Raw genomic sequence first — 19,120 nt, forward strand, 5'->3', positions numbered from 1 at the left:
TGCCGCTGACCTGCACGTTCATGCGGGAGGACTCGGGCAGAGCGGGATGGCCTCGGCGTGGTGAGGCCCTGTCCCACCCCGTGAGGCGCCTTCAGTCCTGCGTCAGGGCTGTGAGCACCAGAGCGGTCAGGGCGGCGCGTTCGGTCATGCCCCGCACCGAGGTGTTCTCCGAGCGGGCGTGCGCTCCGGAGCCGACCGCGCCGATCCCGTCGAGCACGGGCACCCCCGCGTCCACGACGAAGTTCCCGTCGCTGGCGCCGCCGACCGACGTCTCCCGCAGATCGAGGCCGAGCAGGGAGCCGCAGCGCCGGGCCAGGTCCGCCAACTCCGCGACCGGCGGGGTCCGTTCGAAGACCGGGCGGTTCCAGCCTCCCGTGACCTCGATCCGGGTACGTGCGTCGACCGGGAGCAGCGTGGACAGCGCGGCGTCGATCCGGTCCCGCTCGGCGGCGGAGGCGACCCGGACGTCGAGCCGCGCCACTGCCTGCCCCGCCGTCACGTTGCTGCGGGTGCCGCCCTCGATCACCCCCACGTTGAGGGAGGTGCCGGCTGCGGGGTCCCGCAGTCCGGACAGCCGCAGTATCTGGTGCGCCAGCTCCTCCACCGCACTGGCCCCCGCCGTCGGGTCGAGTCCGGCGTGTGCCTCCACGCCCTTCACCGTGACGGTGAACAGCCCGACACCCTTGCGTGCGGTCTTGATGGCACCGTCGGCCGCCGCTTCGAAGACCATTGCCAGGCGGCTGCGGTGCGCCTCCGCGACGATCGCCTCGTGGGAGGCCAGGCTGCCCGTCTCCTCGTCGCCGTTCAGCATCAGGGTGCAGGCGGGGCGCGGCAGACCCAGCGCGTCCAGGGCGCGCAGCGCCCACACCGCCTGGACCAGTCCGGCCTTCATGTCGAAGACCCCGGGGCCGGTGAGGCGGTCACCGTCACGCCGGAAGGGCCAGCTGTCGAGGGTGCCGGTGGGCCACACCGTGTCGTAGTGCCCCAGCAGCAGTACCGGGCCCGCGTCGTTCGACGCGCCGCCCGTCGCGGGGCAGCGCCGCACCAGGATGTCTCCCGCACCCTCGCGGGGCAGCACCTCCTCGGCCGCGGGCTCGCCCAGGGAGCGGTCCAGCCATCCGCGCACCCACTTCAGGCAGGTGTCGAGGGCGTCCAGGTCGTCGCTTGCGCTGCCCTGGGAGGTGTAGGCGGCCAGGTCGGCAACCATGTCCGCGCTGCGCTGCGCCAGCCACTCCCGCACCGCCGTCGCCTGCTCCGGCACCGGGCCGTGTGCCGCCTTTGCTGCGCGGGGCGCAGCCGACGCCACGGGAGCGGCCGGGTCCGCCGTCCCGGCGGCGAGGCGGTCCAACTCCTCCAGCCGGGACTCCGACATCGCCTCCGGGGCGCCCTCCAGTGTGCGCAGACCGTCCAACACGGCACGGAGCACGACCGTGGGGAGGCCCTCGCGGTCGGCGTGGGCGAGGACATCGGCGTAGTGGGTGGTGACCTCCACAGGCCTGCGGCGTACCGCCAGGTCACGCCAGATGCCGCTGCGGTCCTTGGTCTGCGTGCGCAGCCAGGCGATGAGTCGGTCGGTGGCGGCGGCCCTGGCCGAGGGGTCCGCGCCGCGCCGGAAGGCGTCCGGCTCGAAGGCGTCGAAGGGCTCCAGCGTGACGCCGAGGTGGTCGGCGACGTCGAAGACCTCGGCGGTCAGGGCGCTCATCGCGGGCCTGTGCCGGTCGATGAGGTCGGCCATCGGGGCGTCGGCGAGCGCCGTGGCGGCCAGCATCGCCCCGAAACCGGCCTTCGCCCACAGGTAGCCCTCGACGTTGTCGCTGGCCTGCGCGGGACCCCAGCTGTGCAGGTCGGTGACGATCTCCCGCACCCGCGGGCTCACCTGTGCGCCGCCCGGTTCGCCCACCACCAGCGCGCCCGCGCCGCCGTCCAGCACCACGCCCGGCTCGATCACGTCGGCGAAGATGTTGACGAAGGCCGCCACGGTGCGCTCGGCGCCCACGTAGCGGGCGATCACCTCTTCGTTGAAGCCGTTCTGCAGCGAGACGACGCAGCCGTCCGCCGCCAGCCGGGGCGCTATCCACTCCAGCGCGTCCCGCGTGGCCTGTGCCTTGACCGCCAGCAGTACGCGGCCCAGCGGCCCGTCGAACTCCTGCGGTGTCACCGCGGTCACCCGCACGCTGGTGCGCTGTCGGCCGTGGGCGACGGTCAGCCCCTGGGAGCGGATCGCCGCGACCTGCGCGTGGTCGGTGTCGACGACCGTGACCTGATGCCCGGCCCGCGCCAGGGCGAAGGCGAGGGTGCCGCCGATCGCTCCCGCGCCGACAACCGTGTATCCGGCCGCGTGCTGCTGTTCCTTGCTCATCGGCAGTGTCCTTCGTCGGTGCTTCGGGCCGGGGCGTTCGGTGGTGCGGGCCGGGTGGCCGCCTCGGGCGGCCAGATACGGGGCAGGTTGAGGGCTCCGGTGCTTGAACCCCCGTCGACCCGCAGGACTTCGCCGGTCACCCACGAGGCGTCGGGCCCGGCGATCCAGCGGACGGCTCGGGCGATGTCCTGGGGCGTGCCGGGGCGCCCCAGCGGGTTGACGCCGATGGCCGCCGCGTACTCCTCGGACACGGGGTTGCAGCCGCTGTCGACGGGGACGAATCCGGGGCTGACGGCGTTGACGCGGATGCCGCGCGCCCCGAGTTCGAGCGCCGCGGCGCGGGTGGCCATCTCCAAGGCCGCCTTCGAGGCCGCATACGGCCCGCCACCGGGGCGGCTGCGCAGTGCGGAACCCGAGGAGATGTTGACGACCGAGCCGCCCGTGTCCGCCTCGGCCGCCAGCCTGGCGTAGGCGGCGGTCGCCAGCACGGGAGCCCGCAGATTGACGGCGAAAAGCTGGTCCCACGCCTCGGCGCGGAGGCCGGCCATGTCGAGTGACGGGTAGCGGCCCGCGGCGTTGACGAGGACGTCGACGGGGCCGCGCTCGGCCCAGGCGCGCTCCACCAGAGCGGCGGGCTCCTCCGGCCCCGTGAGGTCGACGGTGCGGGTCACGGCGGCGCCACCGAGGTGTGCGGCCTGCCTCTCCAGTGCGGCCCGGTCCAGATCGGCCAGGGTGAGGGCCGCCCCGTGCGCGGCGAACTCCTCGCCGATGGCCGCGCCGATCCCGCCCGCGGCGCCGGTGATCAGGACGTGTGTCATCAGCGGAACCTCTTGTCCTTGGTCTCGGGCATCGTCAGGTAGACGACCAGTGAGATGAGCGAGGCGCCCGAGACGTAGAGCCACAGCAGGTCGCTCTGGCCGCTCTCGTGGAGCCAGGTCGTCACATACGGTGCCGTCCCTCCGAAGAGCGCGACCGCCAGTGCGTACGGCAGCGCGATCCCGGTGGCCCGCACCTCTGCCGGGAACTGCTCCGCCATGATCACGGCGCAGTTGGCGGAGTAGCCGAGGATGAGCAGCATCCCGACGAGCTGCACCAGGAAGACGCTGAGGAAGCTGTCACCGAGCAGGTGGAGCAGCGGCCAGGCCAGTACCACGAAGCCACCGGCGAACGCGGTCATGGTCGGCTTGCGGCCCACACGGTCGGAGAGCAGGCCGGCGAAGGGCAGCGCCACCACGAAGACGATCAGGCACAGGGTCTGCGACAGCAACGCCGTCTCAAGCGGGATGCCGGTGGTCAGATTCGCGTACGTCGGCAGGTAGTTGACCCAGATGTAGTAGGTGAGGGTGCCGGCGACGGTGATGCCCGCGACGCGCAGCGCTGCCGCAGGGTGGTCGACGAACATCGCCCTGATGGGGTTGCGGCGGGTGCGGCCGTCTCCCTTCGCCTCGGCGAAGGACTCGGTGTCCTCGACGGAGACCCGCAGCCACAGGCCGATGAGGCCGAGCAGCCCGCCGGCGACGAACGCGAGGCGCCAGCCCCAGGAGTGCAGTGTCGCATCGCTGAGGACCGAGGTGGCGACCGTACCGAGCAGCGAGGCGATGAGCACGCCGCCCGCGACCGAGACCTGCTGCCAGGACCCCGCGAAGGCCCGGCGTCCCCGGGCGGCCGACTCCACGAGGAACGCGGAGGAGGAGCCGAACTCCCCTCCGGCCGAGAACCCCTGGGCGAGCCGGGCCAGCAGCAGCACCACGGGGGAGAGGACCCCGATGGTCTCGTACGACGGGGTGAGCGCGATGACGAAGGCGGCCGAGGCCATCAGAGCGACGGTGAGGGTCAGGCCCTTCTTGCGGCCGTGGCGGTCGGCGTACGCGCCGAGCACCGCAGCGCCTATGGGCCGCATGACGAAACCGACGGCGAAGACGGCGAGGGTGGACAGCAGCGCCACGGCCTCGTTGCCCTTGGGGAAGAACTCGTCGGCGATGATCTTGACGAAGATGGAGTAGAGAGCCCAGTCGACCCATTCGACGGTGTTGCCGATGGTCCCGGCGACGATGGCTTTGCGCTGCGCCGGACTCAGCCGGCGGGACGTGGTGGCGGCGCCCGTTGCGGGCGCCGCGGCGGGCGGGCCGGAGTGGTTCACGGGGTGGCCTCCGGAGTGTCGGGGCGAAGGGCGTGCGCAGCCGCCGAGTCCGGCGGCGTGTGCAGTACGGTGCGGGCCGCCTCGGCGATCTGGGCGTGGGTCGCGTACCAGACCCCGGTGTGGGCCGCGATGTGGTCGAGCAGCTCCCGCAGCGCGACGAGCCGGGAGCGGTGCCCGATCACGTGCGGATGCAGGGTGAGCTGGAAGACCCCGCCTGCCTGGTAGGCGGCGTCGAACTCGTCGGTCCAGATCTCGCGTACGTCGCGTGGCCGGCTGTGCGGCCGCACGGATCCGTAGCGGTCCATCGTGAAGTACGGGGCGTCGTCGCGAATCCAGTCGACCGGGAGCTCGACCAGGCCGGTGGGCCGTCCCTCGGCGAGGATCTCGTAGGGCTCGTCGTCGGCCATCAGGGACGAGTCGTAGGAGAAGCCGAGCTCCAGCATGATCCGGAGCGTCGAGTCGGAGAAGTCCCAGGACGGAGTCCGGATTCCGGTCGGCCGCTGCCCCGTGAGCTGGGTGAGGGAGTCCAGGGCGCGGGCCGTCAGTTCCTTCTCGTCGTCATAGCCCAGCAGCGTGTTGCGTTCGTGTATCCAGCCGTGGACGGCGAGTTCGTGACCGTCCCGTGTGTAGGCCCGTGCCTCCTCGGGGTGGACGAGCGCGGAGACGGCGGGCATGAAGAAGGTGGCGGGCACCTGGTGCCTGGCCAGGAGCTCCAGGATGCGCGGAGCACCGGCCCGCGCTCCGTACTCGCCCTGCGCCAGCCGTCCCGGGCTGGTCTCCCCGTCGCGCAGCGGGATCGTCTCGTGGTCGGAGTCGAAGGAGAGGGCGACGGCGACGCGTGCGCCACCGGGCCAGCGGGCGGGCACCAGGCGGCGGCCGGCGCGGACGGCCTCGATGTGGCCGCGCCAGGTGTTCTCGGACCAGCGCCAGCTCTCTGCGGGCGAACCGGTATCGAGTGTGGGCATGGCGGATCTCCAGAGAGGGTCGGGGGACGGGGAAGGAGGATGCCCGCGGCGCGGCGGCCGGCCGGCCGTGCGACGGGGAGTTCAGGGGCGGGGATGGCGGGGATGCGGACCCCGCTCCGGAAAGGTGCGGCGCCGGCTCAGCCCGCCTTGGCCATCCGGTGCCAGGAGTACTTCAGGGTGGCGAGGTGCAGGGTGATGTCGGAGGCATGGAGCCCGGGCAGGGCGCCGATGACCTCGCTGGTGTAGCGGAACAGGTCGGCGCGGCGGGGCAGCACCATGTGGCCGACGAGGTTGAAACGGCCGGTGGCCGCACTCAGGAACTTGGTGCCGGGGTGCGCGGCGAGCCTTCGTCCGGCTGCGTCCAGCCGGTCCGGCTCGATGGACAGCCACACCATGAACTCGGCCTCGTAGCCCAGCAGGGAGGGCTCCACCAGGGTGCGGAACTGGAGTACGCCCCGGCCGATGAGCCGGTCCAGGGCCCGCGCGACGCTGGACTGGCTGCGTCCGAGACGGCGCGCCAAGGCGCTGACCTGCGTGCGGCCGTCCGCTGCCAGCGCGGAGGCGATCTCCTTCTCCAGGCCGGAGAGCGCTTGTGGCGCCCGGCCCCAGTCGTCGCGGTCGCACGGCGAGGCGGCCTCACCGAGCCGCAGAGCGGCTGCGGCATCGGCCGGCAGCAGACCTGTGTCCCACCTCGATGCCGACGTGAACGTCCTGATGACGGCGACGCACTCCGTACCGGTGATCAGGTCGGCGCCGGGCAGGTCGGTGAAGAGCATGCGGATCATCTCGTCGTTGTCGCGCGCGACGAAGTCGACGATCAGGTCCGCCGTGCCCGTGACCACCGCCAGGAAACGGACATCGGGACTGGCGGCGAGCTGCTCCGCCAGATCCAGCCCGCGGCCCGGCTTGGCCTGCACCCGCACCAGCATGGAGGAGCCCTGGCGGGTGCGGTCCAGTTCCACCGTGCCGACCACCCGCAGGAGTCCGCGTGCGCACAGCGACTGGTAGCGGCGCTGCGCGGTGGACTCGCTGGCCCCCACCCACTGGGCGACGGCGCTCCACGGGGCACGGCCGTTGAGCTGGAGCGCCGCGATGATGCGGCGGTCCAGCTCGTCGATGGTTTCCGCGTGGGCCCGGTAGGTCATGCCGCGGACGCTAATCACCGGCTTCTCCCCGCGTCAACGGTGAAATCCTGCATATCCACTGGTCAGAGCCGTGATAGGCGGCAACGGGGAGGTTACACGCGGCGAGAATCAGCAGTTCCCGGGCTCTGTCGGCCTGACCAGGGCGGCGAGGGATCGCGTCACGGGCTCCGGAAATCTCCCGCCCCTCCGTCGCCGCGGTGCGAAACGGGGGCCGCACCCGCCTGGCGGCCGTCGATGAGCCGGCTCCCAGGGACGACGGCCGCGCGGTGTACGCAGACGTGCGGGGACGTCTTGAGTACGCCTCCCCGCAGCCAGGTCCAGGGACCCGGCCACGGGGAGGCGTGGCTCAGCGCACCGAGAGCCGGACGAGTCGCGCCCCCGGGCCCCGCTTCGGCAGGTGCAGGGCGACGTAGCGCGCTGTGCCGTCCGTCGTGAGGCGGTGGACGCGGCCGTGGCCCTCCAGCCGGCCGGCTTCGCGGTAGTCGATTCCGTCGAGGCTGAACTCGATGCCGGCTCGCGGGGCGTCGCGGCCCGTCCATACGGCCTCGATGCGGTGGACGGGGAGTTCGGCGCCCAAATCCACGACCATGCGGCCGCCCGTGCCGGGGGTCCATGCGGTGTCCGGGTCGTCGTCCACCGCGGCCGCCGGGTCGGTCATGCCCTGGGGGAGCGGGCTGGTGGGGAAGACGGTCCTGCCCAGGGCGAGGTCGTCCTTCGGGTAGGCGACGGCCTGGCGTACCCTGACCGTCACCTCGCGCCCGGACCGCACCACGGCGTCCGCGCTGTGCCCCTGTGCCTCGATCCGGAGGCGGCAGGCGGCTCCGGAAACCTTGAAGGTGCCGCCGTCGACGACTCGCACGCGCAGTCCGACAGGCAGCGACCCTCCCGAGAGCGGCGTGAGTGTGCAGCGAGGTGCGAGGAGAACGCCTGCGGAGGATCCCAGTTCCGCCTCGTACGTCATGCCGTCGCGGGTCACCGTCTGCACACCGTCGAAGCACCGCAGGTGAGCTCTGCTCTGCGGCAGCCGGACACGGGCGGTGACCGCTTCGTCCGACAGGTTGAACAGGGACAGATGGTCGTCGGTGAGGGCCGCCCGAACAGCAGTGGGTACGGCTGTGGGCGCCGGTTTGCGGGACAGCGAGCGCAGATCAGCGCCCGATGCGGCAGGGAACCCCTCGACGACGACAGGCGCAGCGGGGCCGTCGGCGAGGACGATCGTGTCGTCGTGGACGGCGAGTGGCAGGTCCGTGCCGCGTACGACGAACCCGGCCCGGCCGTCCACGTCGAGCCAGCCGCCACGGCTGTGCACCGCGGGCACCGGCCCTGCTGCAAGGTCGTCCCAGTGCTCACCGTCCGTCGAACCCTGCAGACGGTACGCACGCCCGGCGGCGGCCTCCCAGCGCAGCGTGACCCGGTCCACCTCATGCGTTCCGCCGAGATCCACCGTCAACCAGCTGTCGGTGCGCGCGCGTTCCTCCTTGGCGACGGCCCAGCGGCTCTTCCCGTCACCGTCGACCGCCGACTCCGGGCCCTTGCCCTCTTCGGACGACGATGCTCTCGCGTCCCGGCCGCGGGCGAGGTCTGCTCCCTCCGCGCCGGAGCGTGCCTCGAACGCGTACAGCGAGTACCCGTACGCCGGATCGGGCCGTTTCCCGAGCATGCGCAGGTGCCGCACGGCGCGGGACGGGAAGCGCAGTTCGTCGACCCGCCCGGTACCGGAGCCGGGGTCGGTGTCCTTCGCCCGCACCGAGGCGTGCCCCTCCTCGAACCGGTAGGAACGGGAGCCGTCGAGGCCCGCCATGCCGGGCATGGTCAGGTTGTGCACCTCCACGTGGCCCTCACCGGCCGCCGTACCGGTGGTTGCGTAGACGACGGCTCCGGTCGGCAGGGTCGCGAAACCCGCGTGGCCGCTGTCCAGGCGTAGCACTGTCGCACTGCCGTCGTAGCCGTCGCGCAGGGTCTCGTACCGTCGCACCTTCCGGCCGGCGACCTTCGCCGCTGTGGCGGGCAGGAACATCGGGGTGGCGCCGCTGAGGCGGAACAACCAGTCGTCGTGGGCGGGTTGCCAGGCGAACTTCACGAAACCGGGCTTGCTGACCGCCCCCGACCACGCGGTGCGCGTCTGGTGCGAGACGAGCCCGGGCCCCGTACCGAAGTCGCTCACCCCGGACGCCTGGGCGAACAACTCGTTCCGGGAGACCGGCTGCACGCGGTTACCCTTCGCTGCCGCCCACACGTGCAGGAGATAGCTGATGGCGACCTCGGCGCGCGCCTCCGGCTCGTACTTCGGCTCGCCCGAGAACTTCGCCAGCCGGTACTCCGGCGGGTACTTCTGATACGCCTCAAGGCGCGCGGCGAGTTCCTGCTCGGCGCGCGCCGCCGCCCGGTCGCCGGTCACCTGGGCCAGAAAGGCGAGCGGGATGACGTCCCTGCCGTACAGATGCTCACGGTCGTCGACCATGGGCATCAGTGGTTCGCCGGCATCGCTCATGACGCCGAGCAGAGTGCGCCACAGCAGGTGCGCGTTGGGCTGCTTGGTCAGCACCTCCGGCAGCGGCTGTCCGGCCGCGAAGAAGTGGGCGGCGTTGCGGCCCGAGGTGCGCCACAACTCCTCCTGGTAGTGGGGACCGAAAGAGCCGTGGTTCTCGATGATGAAGGTGTCGTACAGGTTGCGGGCGGTGTTCTTCGAGACGGAGGCGCCGGACACGCGGGCCGGATTGGCCAGGTCGGCGGGCGGCAGCCCCGCCTCGTTCCGCGACCACATGCCGAAGCCGTTCTCCCAGTCCGGTCGGCGGGGATCGTGCGGTGCCCAGGCCAGAGCGGGTGCCAGGGTCTGCGCGTACAGCCCCATCTCCTCCAGCTTGGTGTCTCCGACGTGCCCGCCCTGCACTCCGTTGGGTGTCCAGTCGCCGGAGTCGGGGTCGTCGCCTGTCCCCAACGAGGTGGTGTAAGCGGCCTGTTCACGTGTGATGGTGACGATGTTCTTGCGGGTCGTGCTGTCCAGGTCGTCCCACAGCAGCCGCGCGGCGAGAACGAAGTACGACTGGAACGTCGTGTCGAAGAAGAGTTTGCGGCCCCACACGGTGCCGCCGGCGAGCCGGTTCGAGGCGGCGAAGCGGCGGATGGTGGCGAGGGTGCGCCGCTTCAGTGTCGCCCGGTCGATGCCTGCCAGGCCGCTGTCGTACGTGCCGTGCGTGAGCAGCACGGCGTTGCCCAGCACCACGGCGAACCCGAAGTCCTTCTCGGTGTAGGCACCTTGGGACGCATCCCACTGCGTCTCCGACCAGTGGGTGTGCTGGAGGAGGACCCGGTGGTACACCGCTGCGATCGCGTCCGGGGGCGTGGCCGTGTCCGGGGGAGTGCCGGACCGGGCAGCTGCCCATGCCGGGGCGGTGCCTTCCAAGAACGGGAGCGCTGCGGCGGTCCCCGTCGCGCCGAGGAGCTGCAGAAACATCCGTCGGTCGAGCTGGGAACGGAATTCCGGCACGTCTGGGCCTCCTGGTTGGACAACGTTGTCGAGAACGGGCGGCGCTCATCTTTCGTTCGCACGACCGGCCGCGTCAACAGGTGCGACCGGTGTCGCGGGAACCTCGCAGGCGGTCCGCGACGGGTGTCGGTTATTAGTCGATTATTAGTCAACGCCCCCTCTTGACCAGTGGTGAGATGCGGGGCGAGAGTGCTGGCTAATCCGCATTAGCCCCAGGGACGCCCTTCGCAGCCGCAGCTAATGCGTATTAGCGAAAGAGGTTGAGCATGGCTGAAAAGAGCGGGGAGCGAAGCCGTCGCGGTCGGCCTCGGCAGGCGGAGGTCGCCCGGGTTGCCGGAGTGTCGCAGACGACGGTGTCACTGGTGCTGGGCGGCAACAAGCAGGGCATCGCGCTGCACGAGGACACCCGGCGGCGCGTCCTCGACGTGGCTCGCGAGCTGGGCTACGTACCCGATCCGGCGGCCCGCCGGCTGGCCGCGGCGCGCAACAACCTGCTCGGCGTCTTCAGCTTCACCGCCACCTTTCCCACCGCCGTGGAGCACTCCTACTACCCGATCCTGGTGGGCGTCGAGCAGGAGGCCGCGGCCCACGGCTACGACCTCGTACTGTTCACCGGCTCCAGCTTCGGCGGCGCTCAGGCCGACGCCCCCGGCGCACTGGAGCGCGTCCGGCTGGCCGACGGCTCGCTCTTCATCGGCCGGCACATACCGGCCGACGAACTGCGCCGCCTCGTCGAGCACGGCTACCCTGCCGTCCACATCGGCCGCCGTGACGAGCTGGAGGGGCTGGCCTGGGTCGGCGCCGACTACGTGGCCGCCACCGTCGAGGTCGTCCGGCACCTGACCGGGCTCGGGCACCGGCACATCGTCCTGGTCCGCGAGGACGACGACGCGCCTGCCTCCACCGACCGTGAGAGGGGCTTTCGCACCGCACTCGCCGAGGCCGGACTGCCCGGCGGCGACGCCGCGGTGGCCCGCACCGCGCAGCCCACCGCTGACATCACCGCCGACTGGCTGCGCGCCCGCCGTGCGGAGGGGGCCACCGCTTTCGTCGCGGAGGAGACCGACACCGGTGCCGCCTGGCGGGCCCTGCTCGCCGCGGCCGACGCCGCCGGACTCGGCGCACCCCGCGACCTCTCCCTCGCGCTCCTGGGCTTCCCGCCGGCCGACCTCGCCGGACGGCCCGTGCCCACCGGCTTCGACATCCCGCGTGCCGAGCTCGGCGCCGCCGCCGTACGGACCCTCACCGCCCAGCTCACCGGCCAGGAGGCCGTGGAGTCGCTGGTGTCGTGCGCCTTCCGAAAGGGCGCCACCGCGGGACCACCGCCCGGCCGGGCCGACTGAACCGCCCGCCTCACGCTCACCCCCGAGGAGACCGCACCACATGCCCACCATCCCCCTCATCCCCACCGAGACCGACGTGCTCGTCGTGGGCGGCGGCCTCGGCGGCGTGGCCGCCGCCCTCGCCGCCTGCCGGGCCGGCCGCCGCGCGGTCCTCACCGAGGAGACCGACTGGCTCGGCGGACAGCTCACCGCGCAGGCGGTCCCCCCGGACGAGCACCCCTGGGTGGAGCAGTTCGGCACGACCGCCTCCTACCGGACCCTGCGCGAGGGCATCCGCGAGCACTACCGCCGCTGGTATCCACTGCGCGCTCAAGCCCTGGAACTGCCGCAGCTGAATCCGGGCGCCGGCCGGGTCAGCAAGCTCTGCCACGAGCCGCGTGCCGCGCTCGCCGTGATCGAGGCCATGATCGCCCCGCACCGCAGCGCCGGCCTGCTGACCGTGCTCACCGAACACCGCCCGGTGGCCGCCGAGACCGACGGTGACCTCGTACGGGCGGTGACCTTGGAGGACGTGCGCACCGGTGACCGGCACACCACCGCCGCCCCGTACGTCATCGACGCCACCGAGACCGGCGAGCTGCTGCAACTGGCGGGGGTGGAGCATGTGGTGGGCGCCGAGTCGCGCGACGAGTTCGACGAACCGCACGCCCCCTGGAGCGCCGACCCGCTCAACCAGCAGGGCATCACCGTGTGTTTCGCCGTCTCCCATCACGAGGGCGAGGACCACACCATCGACCGTCCCGCCGACTACGCCTTCTGGCGGGACTACCGGCCCGAGTTCTGGCCGGGCCCGCTCCTCGGCTTCCTCGCCCCCGATCCTCGCAGCCTGGCGCCGGTGCCGCGTACCTTCGAGCCGAACCCGGACGTCGACCCCCTCGACGTGAACGCCGACCAGAGCGCCGACGCCGGGGACAAGGAGCTGTGGGGCTTCCGCCGCATCCTCGCCCGCAAGCTGCACAGGCCCGGTGCCTTCGGCTCGGACATCACGCTGGTCAACTGGCCGCTGAACGACTACTGGCTGCAGCCGCTCATCGGCGCGGACGGGGAGACGTCACCCCAGGCACTGGCGGGAGCACGCCAGTTGTCACTGTCCGTTCTGCACTGGCTGCAGACCGAGGCCCCCAGGCCGGACGGCGGCACCGGCTTCCCCGGCCTGCGGATCCGCCCCGATGTCACCGGCACCACCGACGGCCTGGCCAAGGCCGCGTACGTGCGTGAGGCGCGCCGTATCAAGGCCGTCACCACCGTCACCGAGCACGACGTCGCCGTCGACCTGGTCGGCCCGTACGGCGGCACGAGGCACCGCGACTCCGTCGGGGTCGGCGGGTACCGCATCGACCTGCATCCCTCCAGCGGTGGCGACAACTACATCGACATCGGCTCGGTGCCGTACGAGATCCCTCTGGGGGCGCTGGTTCCGCGCCGGGTGCGCAATCTGCTGCCGGCCGGGAAGAACATCGGCACCACCCACATCACCAACGGCTGCTACCGGTTGCATCCCGCCGAGTGGAACATCGGCGAGGCTGCGGGCGCGCTCGCCGCGCACTGCCTGGACGAGGGCGTGCAGCCGCACCAGGTGCAGGAGGAGGACAAGCGGTTCGAGGAGTACGCCCGGCTGCTCGACCGGGCAGGGGTGCAGCGCCACTGGCCCGACGTGCGCGGCTACTGACCACCGGGCGGCGGGCGGCGCGGACCGCCGCCCGCCCGCTGCCCGCCCTCTCCTGACGTTCCGCACCGCCCACCCCCGCGGCCCACCGCCCGCGCGTCATCCACCCGATCCGTACAGGACACAAGGAGGTGTCCCCTCGTGACTCCACCCCGCATCCGCGTCGGTATCGACGTCGGCGGAACCTTCACCGACGCCGTGGCGGTCGACTCCGTCACGCTGGAACTCGTCGGCCAGATCAAGGTCCCCACCAGCCATCAGCACGAGGACGGCGTGGCTCACGGCATCGTCGAGGCCCTCAAGCGGCTGCTGAAGGACGTCGGCTGCGGCCCGGAGGACATCGCCTTCCTCGCCCACGGCACCACCCAGGCCACCAACGCCCTGCTCGAAGGCGATGTCGCGCCCGTCGGCCTGCTCGGCATCGGGACCGGCCCGGGCGCGCTGCCCACCCGCCGCCTCGCCGGGCTCGCCAAACTGGAGCTCACCCCCGGCAGACGCCTGCCGCTGCACTATGCGCACGTGGACGATCCCGACGACACCGCGACGGTCCACGCCGCTGTGCAGAAGGTCACCAGCGCGGGAGCCGAGGTCCTGGTCGCCAGCGAACCGTTCGGAGTCGATCTGCCCGAGGGGGAGGACGCGGTACTGGAGACGGCACGTCCGTACGGACTGCCGATGACCGCCGCACACGAGATCACCTCGCTGTACGGTCTGCGCAAGCGCACCCGTACGGCCGTCGTCAACGCGGCCATCCTGCCGAGGATGCTCGCCACGGCCGACCTCGTCGACTCCAGCATCACCGCCGCAGGTGTCTCCGCCCCGCTGATGGTCATGCGCTGCGACGGCGGCGTGATGTCGCTGGAGGAGATGCGCCGCCGGCCGCTGCTGACCGTGCTGTCGGGACCCGCTGCCGGTGTGGCCGGTGCGCTGATGCGGGAGCGGGTCAGCGAAGGCGTCTTCCTGGAGACCGGCGGCACGTCGACGGACATCAGTGTGATCCGGCGCGGCAAGGTCGCCGTCCGGCACGCCACCATCCTGGGCAAGCCCTCCTACCTGTCGGCGCTGGACGTCCGCACGGTCGGCGTCGGCGGTGGATCGATGGTCCGCGTCGGGGGCGGAACGGTGCGCGGCGCCGGGCCGCGGAGCGCGCACATCGCCGGACTGCCGTACGCCTGTTTCGCGGACGCCGACGAGCTGGCCGGTGCGCGGCTGGCCACGCTCAGCCCACTGGACGGCGATCCGGACGACTACGCCGTGCTGGACGCCGCGGGCGGCCGGTTCGCCCTCACCATGACCTGCGCGGCCAACGCGCTCGGACGCGTCCCCGAGGGCGACTTCGCGGCAGCTGACAGGACGGTGGCGCGCGCCGCCTTGCGGCCACTCGCCGACGCCCTCGGCACCGACATCGACGGCGCGGCGGCGCAGTTCCTCGACGCGGGGGTGAAGCAGGTGCGGGAGGTCGTGGAGACCATGGTGCGCGACTACCGCCTCGACCGTGACACCGCCGTCCTCGTCGGCGGCGGAGGCGGTGCGGCCTCCGTCACGCCGCATCTGGCGGAGCGCGCCGGTCTCACTGGACGGATCGCCGCGCACAACGAGGTCATCAGCCCGATCGGTGTCGCTCTCGCCCTGGTGCGCGAACAGATCGAGCGGATCATCCCCGGTGCCACACAGGAACAGATCCTCGGCGTACGAGGCGAGGCCGAGGCGGCAGTCGTCGCCCAGGGCGCCGCGCCGAGCGCGGTCGAGGTCGAGGTCACCGTCGACCCGCAGACCAACACCGTACGCGCCATCGCCACCGGCGCCACCGAGCTGCGCACCCAAGGCCGCGCGGAACACCTCGGGGAGGCCGAGCGGTTGGCCACAGCGGCGGCCAGTCTCAAGGCGCCGGAATCGGCCGTCGAGGTGCTCGCCGCCACGGATGCGCACACCGTCTACGGCACCGAGCGGCGCCGCCGCTTCCGTCGCACCCGCCGACCCGTGCGGGTGCTCGACGCCGACGGCGTGATCCGGCTGCACGCGGCGGACGCGCAGGTCGCGACCACCACCGTAGGAGAGGCACCCGACCTGCTGACCCGGCTGATCGGGCAGGCCACGTCGTACGGCGACGGCGGTGTGCGCGCGCCTGCGCTGCGGGTGCTCATCGGCTCGCGCATCGCCGACCTGACCGGCGTCATGGAGGCCGGTCCGCTCCTGGCCCTGGCCCGCAGCGAGCTGCGCTCCAGGGCGGCGGACGAGCGGGTGGTGGCGGTGGTGGAGGCGCGGTCATGACGGCAGCCCTGCTCGCCCCGGCCCGCCGGGACGTACTCCGCGCGGAGTGCGGACGGCTCGCAAGGAGAGGCGACGTGGAGTTCGGCGTGCGGGTGTTGGCCAACACACCCACGCACGAGGGGCGGGACACCGCAGTGCTCCGGCAGTGGGCCGCCGCCGCGATGGCGTTCGGCGCCGAGGGGGCGGGGCTGCTGGAGGGCCGCCCGCCCGCGCACAGCGGGGTCACCGTACGGGAGAGCACCGGCGGACTCGATCCCGGCCGGATGCTCCTCGCCCGGTACGTCTCCCGCCCCGCGCCGACCGTCGAGTTGTTCACCGACACGCTCGCTCTCGCAGAGGAGCTCGTCGACCTGTTGGGCTGGAGGGAGTGGTTCCCTCCCGGCAGCACCCGGCAGGCCGCCCTCGTACACGAACAGGCCCACGAGCTGTTCCACCACGACAAGACGTTGCGGGCCGCACTCAAGAAGCGTCTCGGACACCGTTGGCTGGGCGGGCGGCTCCCGGCACACGTCGCCGGCGCCGACGAGCTGGCAGCGCACGCCGCCGCTCAAGCTGCCCTCGGCCTGCCCCGTACACCCCTGTTGCTCACCGCCGCCCTCGCGCGCGCGGCCCAGGCCCTGACCGAGAAGAACTGAGGCCCGCCATGGGAATCGTCATACTTGTGCTCATGCTCGCCGGGGTCGGGCTGATGCTTGCCCGCAAGCTGCCCACCGCCTTCGCGCTCGTGCTGCTCGGCGTCGGCATCGCGATCACCGCCGGGGCCCCGCTCAAGGGCAAGGGCAGCCTGTTGGACTCCGTGCTCCAGGACGGCTCGGTGATGCTCGCGTCCACGATGCTCGCCGTGCTGATCGGGTCGTGGCTCGGCAAGCTCATGGAGGAGACCGGCATCGCGGGCACGCTGGTCCGCAAGATCGTCGAATTCGGCGGTGACCGTCCCACCGTCGTCGGGCTCGGCGTGCTCGCCGTCTCGGCGCTGATCGGCACCGTCACCGGCTCCGCCCCGGCGGCCATGATGGCGGGCATCATCGGCATCCCCGCCATGATCGCCGTCGGGGTACCGAAGACGACGGCGGCCGGCACCGTCCTCATGGGCATCGCCGCCGGCATGCCGTTCGAACTACCGGTCTGGCAGTTCTTCTCCAGCGCGCTCCACCTGCCCGTCGGCACCGTGCGCGGCTTCCTGCTGAAGCTGTTCCCGTTCGCACTGGGCTTCGCCGTCCTTTATGTACTGGTGGAGAACCGCCGCAAGGGCGTCGAGTACGCCTGGTCCCTGTCATCGGTCGCCGAGCGGCCCGCGAACCGCAGGCCCAGCCGGGCCCGACGCCTCGGTGACGCGCCCTGGTACGCGCTGCTCGCCCCCGTCGTCCCGCTCGTCCTCGCGCTCGGCTTCAAGGTCGAGATCATCCCGTCGATGCTCGCCGGCGTGCTCTACACCCTGCTCACCACCACACGGCCCGGCAACCTGAACAAACGCCTGCTGCGCACGCTCTACGCCGCCTTCGAGGTCGCCGCGCCCCCCATCGCGCTCTTCGTCGCCATCGGCATCCTGCTGACCGCGGTCAGCCTGCCGGGTGCGATCGAGGCGCTCAACCCGCTGGTCGAGGCCGTCACGCCGGAGAACCCCGTGGTCTTCGTGCTGGTCTTCACGGTGCTCGCGCCGCTGTGCCTGTACCGCGGCCCGCTCAACGTCTACGGACTCGGCGCCGGCATCGCCGGCGTGCTCATCGCCTCCGGTATCTACCCGGCCGTCGCCGTGCTCGGTCTGACCAGCTCCTACAACCAGATCTTCGGTGTCAGCGACCCGACCAGCACCCAGACGGTGTGGGCCGCACAGTACTCCGGAGTCAGCCCGCAGCAGGTGATGCTGCGCACGCTTCCGTACGTGTGGTGCGTCGCGCTGGGCGGGCTGTGCGTCACCGCCGCCACACACCTCTGACCGAGTACCTCCGTCCCCGCCTCCCAGCCATGGGGGCGGCCGGTTCCCCAAGGAGCACCTCATGGAGTTCGCCCGACGGCACTTCCTGCGCACGGCCACCGCCGGCGGAGCCCTGCTCGCGGTGGGCGGCCTCGCCGCCCGCCCCGCGTCCGCCGCGCCCGGCGGATTCCCCGACTACCGTCACCTACGCACGCTGCTGAACCCCGACGATCTCGCGTACAACCCGACCGGCGAGATCATCTTTCCGTGCGTCCGCGGGGTGTACGACAAGCTCGCCGACCCGCTGGGACGCTATTACCTCTACTACGCGCCGCACGATGCGCCCGGCGGCATCTGCCTCGCCTACGGTGACTCCCTGGAGGGTCCGTTCACGGAGTACCCGCACAACCCCGTCGTGTCGAACGTCTGGCAACCGCACTACGACGTCAGCCACGTCTCGTCACCGCACGTGATGTGGCACGAGGGCGCGCGCGAGCTGTGGCTGTACTTCCACGGCGAGAACACCACGACCCGGCTCGCCCGCTCCACCGACGGCATCCACTTCACTTACGACAGCACGGTGCTGACCACGGACATGCTGCCCGAGGGCACGACGGAGACCTCCTACGCCCGGGTCTTCCCCCATGAACTTCCCGCACGGGGCGCCCATTACGTCATGCTCTTCATGCGCAACAAGACGGACGACCACCGTGACGTCGGCTGGGGCTGGTCGGCGGACGGCCGCACCTGGGAGTTCGATCAGGAGCCGCTGATCGATCACTCCGCGGTGGGCGCGGTGAACGTCGGTGGCCCGCATCTGCTCTCCCGGAACGGCACCACCTACGTCGTCTACAACAGCGACAAGGAGAGCGGTGGCAACCTCCTGGTCACCGAGGTCGGCAACGCCTTCGACCGGCGCACACACCTCGGTGTCTTCTACGACTCGGCCGGCACAGCGCCGGAGAACGGGCGGGTCGCGTCGCCGACCTTCGGCACGGAAGGCGGCGTCCCCTACATGATCTACGAGGCCGGCGAACGCCTCTCCGGCGCCATCGCCGTGGCCCGAGGCCGACCGCCGGGGGCGCAATGGTGATCACGACGGTGGACGGGCTGCGACTGGAATCGGTACGCCACGGCAGCGGCCCGGCCGTGGTGCTCGCGCACGGCATCACGGCAGACCTGGACGAGCAGGGCCTGTTCGTCCACCTCGCCGAACGGCTCGCGGCGGACGGTTTCTCCGTACTCCGCTTCTCCTTCCGCGGACACGGCCGGAGCGACGGCGCACCGCACGAGACGACCATCGCGGGGGAGCGGCTGGACCTGGCCGCGGCGGTGGCAGCCGCCGGCGGCCAGGTGTCGGTCGTCGCCTCCAGCTTCGGTGCGGTCAGTACGACGCTCTCCCTGCGGGAACTGCCTCTTGTCTCGGCCGTGCTGTGGCAACCCGTACTCGATCTGCGCGGCACGTTCCTCACTCCGTCGCTGCCGCGGGCTCGCGCGCTCTACGGGGACAAACGGCCGTTGGAGGAGACGGGGTGGCTCGACATCGAAGGCAGGTTCCAGCTCGGGCGGCGGCTGTTCGAGGAGTGTGCGGAGGCGGACCCGCTGGCCGCCTTCCTGGCGTCCGAGGTGCCGGCGCTCGTCGTGCACGGGGACGCCGACGAGCACATCTCCTTCACGGTCGCCCGCGACGCCGCGGCCCGTCGCCCGCGCACCGCATGGCACCCGGTCGCGGGAGAGGGCCATGGGTTCTGCACGTCCGGCCGCGAGGTGGTGGACGTGACGGCGCGCTGGTTGTCGGCCCGCTCCCGCGTGTGACCCCTACGGCAGCC

Annotated in this window: 13 protein-coding genes; 7 read left to right on the forward strand and 6 right to left on the reverse strand. The window is 72.0% G+C overall.

The window, feature by feature from the left end:
• Positions 1–91: 91 nt before the first annotated feature.
• The 6 genes from H297_RS0116805 to H297_RS0116830 all read right to left on the reverse strand — a co-directional run bounded on the left by H297_RS0116805 (position 92) and on the right by H297_RS0116830 (position 10,063).
• A complete protein-coding gene (locus H297_RS0116805) occupies positions 92–2,359 on the reverse strand; it encodes a 2-dehydropantoate 2-reductase (RefSeq protein ID WP_027738012.1) in 2,268 nt (755 codons plus the stop codon).
• Positions 2,356–3,177 (reverse strand): SDR family oxidoreductase, encoded by an 822-nt coding sequence (locus H297_RS0116810; protein ID WP_027738013.1) that lies wholly within the window; start codon positions 3,175–3,177, stop codon positions 2,356–2,358. The genes H297_RS0116805 and H297_RS0116810 overlap by 4 nt, the downstream gene beginning before the upstream one ends.
• Positions 3,177–4,436, reverse strand: a complete 1,260-nt coding sequence (locus tag H297_RS0116815; protein WP_486589543.1) for an MFS transporter — start codon at positions 4,434–4,436, stop codon at positions 3,177–3,179. Before H297_RS0116815 ends, H297_RS0116810 begins: the two co-directional genes overlap by 1 nt.
• A 59-nt stretch (positions 4,437–4,495) precedes the next feature.
• Positions 4,496–5,464, reverse strand: a complete 969-nt coding sequence (locus tag H297_RS0116820) for a polysaccharide deacetylase family protein (protein WP_027738015.1) — start codon at positions 5,462–5,464, stop codon at positions 4,496–4,498.
• A 137-nt stretch (positions 5,465–5,601) separates the two neighbouring features.
• Complete coding sequence (locus H297_RS0116825; RefSeq protein ID WP_027738016.1) at positions 5,602–6,609, reverse strand: Lrp/AsnC family transcriptional regulator; 1,008 nt, start codon at positions 6,607–6,609, stop codon at positions 5,602–5,604.
• A 346-nt stretch (positions 6,610–6,955) separates the two neighbouring features.
• Positions 6,956–10,063, reverse strand: a complete 3,108-nt coding sequence (locus tag H297_RS0116830) for a discoidin domain-containing protein (RefSeq protein ID WP_037794466.1) — start codon at positions 10,061–10,063, stop codon at positions 6,956–6,958.
• A gap of 299 nt (positions 10,064–10,362) precedes the next feature.
• On the opposite strand from H297_RS0116830, the gene H297_RS0116835 reads away from it, so the two are divergent.
• The 7 genes from H297_RS0116835 to H297_RS0116865 all read left to right on the forward strand — a co-directional run bounded on the left by H297_RS0116835 (position 10,363) and on the right by H297_RS0116865 (position 19,106).
• Positions 10,363–11,439, forward strand: a complete 1,077-nt coding sequence (locus H297_RS0116835; protein ID WP_051351910.1) for a LacI family DNA-binding transcriptional regulator — start codon at positions 10,363–10,365, stop codon at positions 11,437–11,439.
• Between the two features lie 40 nt (positions 11,440–11,479).
• The gene (locus tag H297_RS0116840; protein ID WP_037794418.1) at positions 11,480–13,108 is read left to right on the forward strand and encodes an FAD-dependent oxidoreductase; all 1,629 of its coding nucleotides are present in this window, start codon (positions 11,480–11,482) and stop codon (positions 13,106–13,108) included.
• A gap of 138 nt (positions 13,109–13,246) precedes the next feature.
• Positions 13,247–15,376 carry a hydantoinase/oxoprolinase family protein gene (locus H297_RS0116845; RefSeq protein ID WP_027738020.1) on the forward strand — a complete coding sequence of 710 codons (2,130 nt, stop codon included), beginning with the start codon at positions 13,247–13,249 and terminating at the stop codon, positions 15,374–15,376.
• Positions 15,373–16,011, forward strand: coding sequence for a hypothetical protein (locus H297_RS0116850; RefSeq protein WP_027738021.1), 639 nt, complete (start codon positions 15,373–15,375; stop codon positions 16,009–16,011). Before H297_RS0116845 ends, H297_RS0116850 begins: the two co-directional genes overlap by 4 nt.
• A gap of 8 nt (positions 16,012–16,019) precedes the next feature.
• Positions 16,020–17,312, forward strand: coding sequence for a TRAP transporter large permease subunit (locus H297_RS0116855; RefSeq protein ID WP_027738022.1), 1,293 nt, complete (start codon positions 16,020–16,022; stop codon positions 17,310–17,312).
• A 61-nt stretch (positions 17,313–17,373) separates the two neighbouring features.
• The gene (locus tag H297_RS0116860) at positions 17,374–18,384 is read left to right on the forward strand and encodes a hypothetical protein (protein WP_027738023.1); all 1,011 of its coding nucleotides are present in this window, start codon (positions 17,374–17,376) and stop codon (positions 18,382–18,384) included.
• Positions 18,378–19,106 (forward strand): alpha/beta fold hydrolase, encoded by a 729-nt coding sequence (locus H297_RS0116865; RefSeq protein ID WP_037794421.1) that lies wholly within the window; start codon positions 18,378–18,380, stop codon positions 19,104–19,106. Before H297_RS0116860 ends, H297_RS0116865 begins: the two co-directional genes overlap by 7 nt.
• Positions 19,107–19,120 lie beyond the last annotated feature (14 nt).

This window comes from Streptomyces sp. CNT360 (assembly GCF_000424785.1).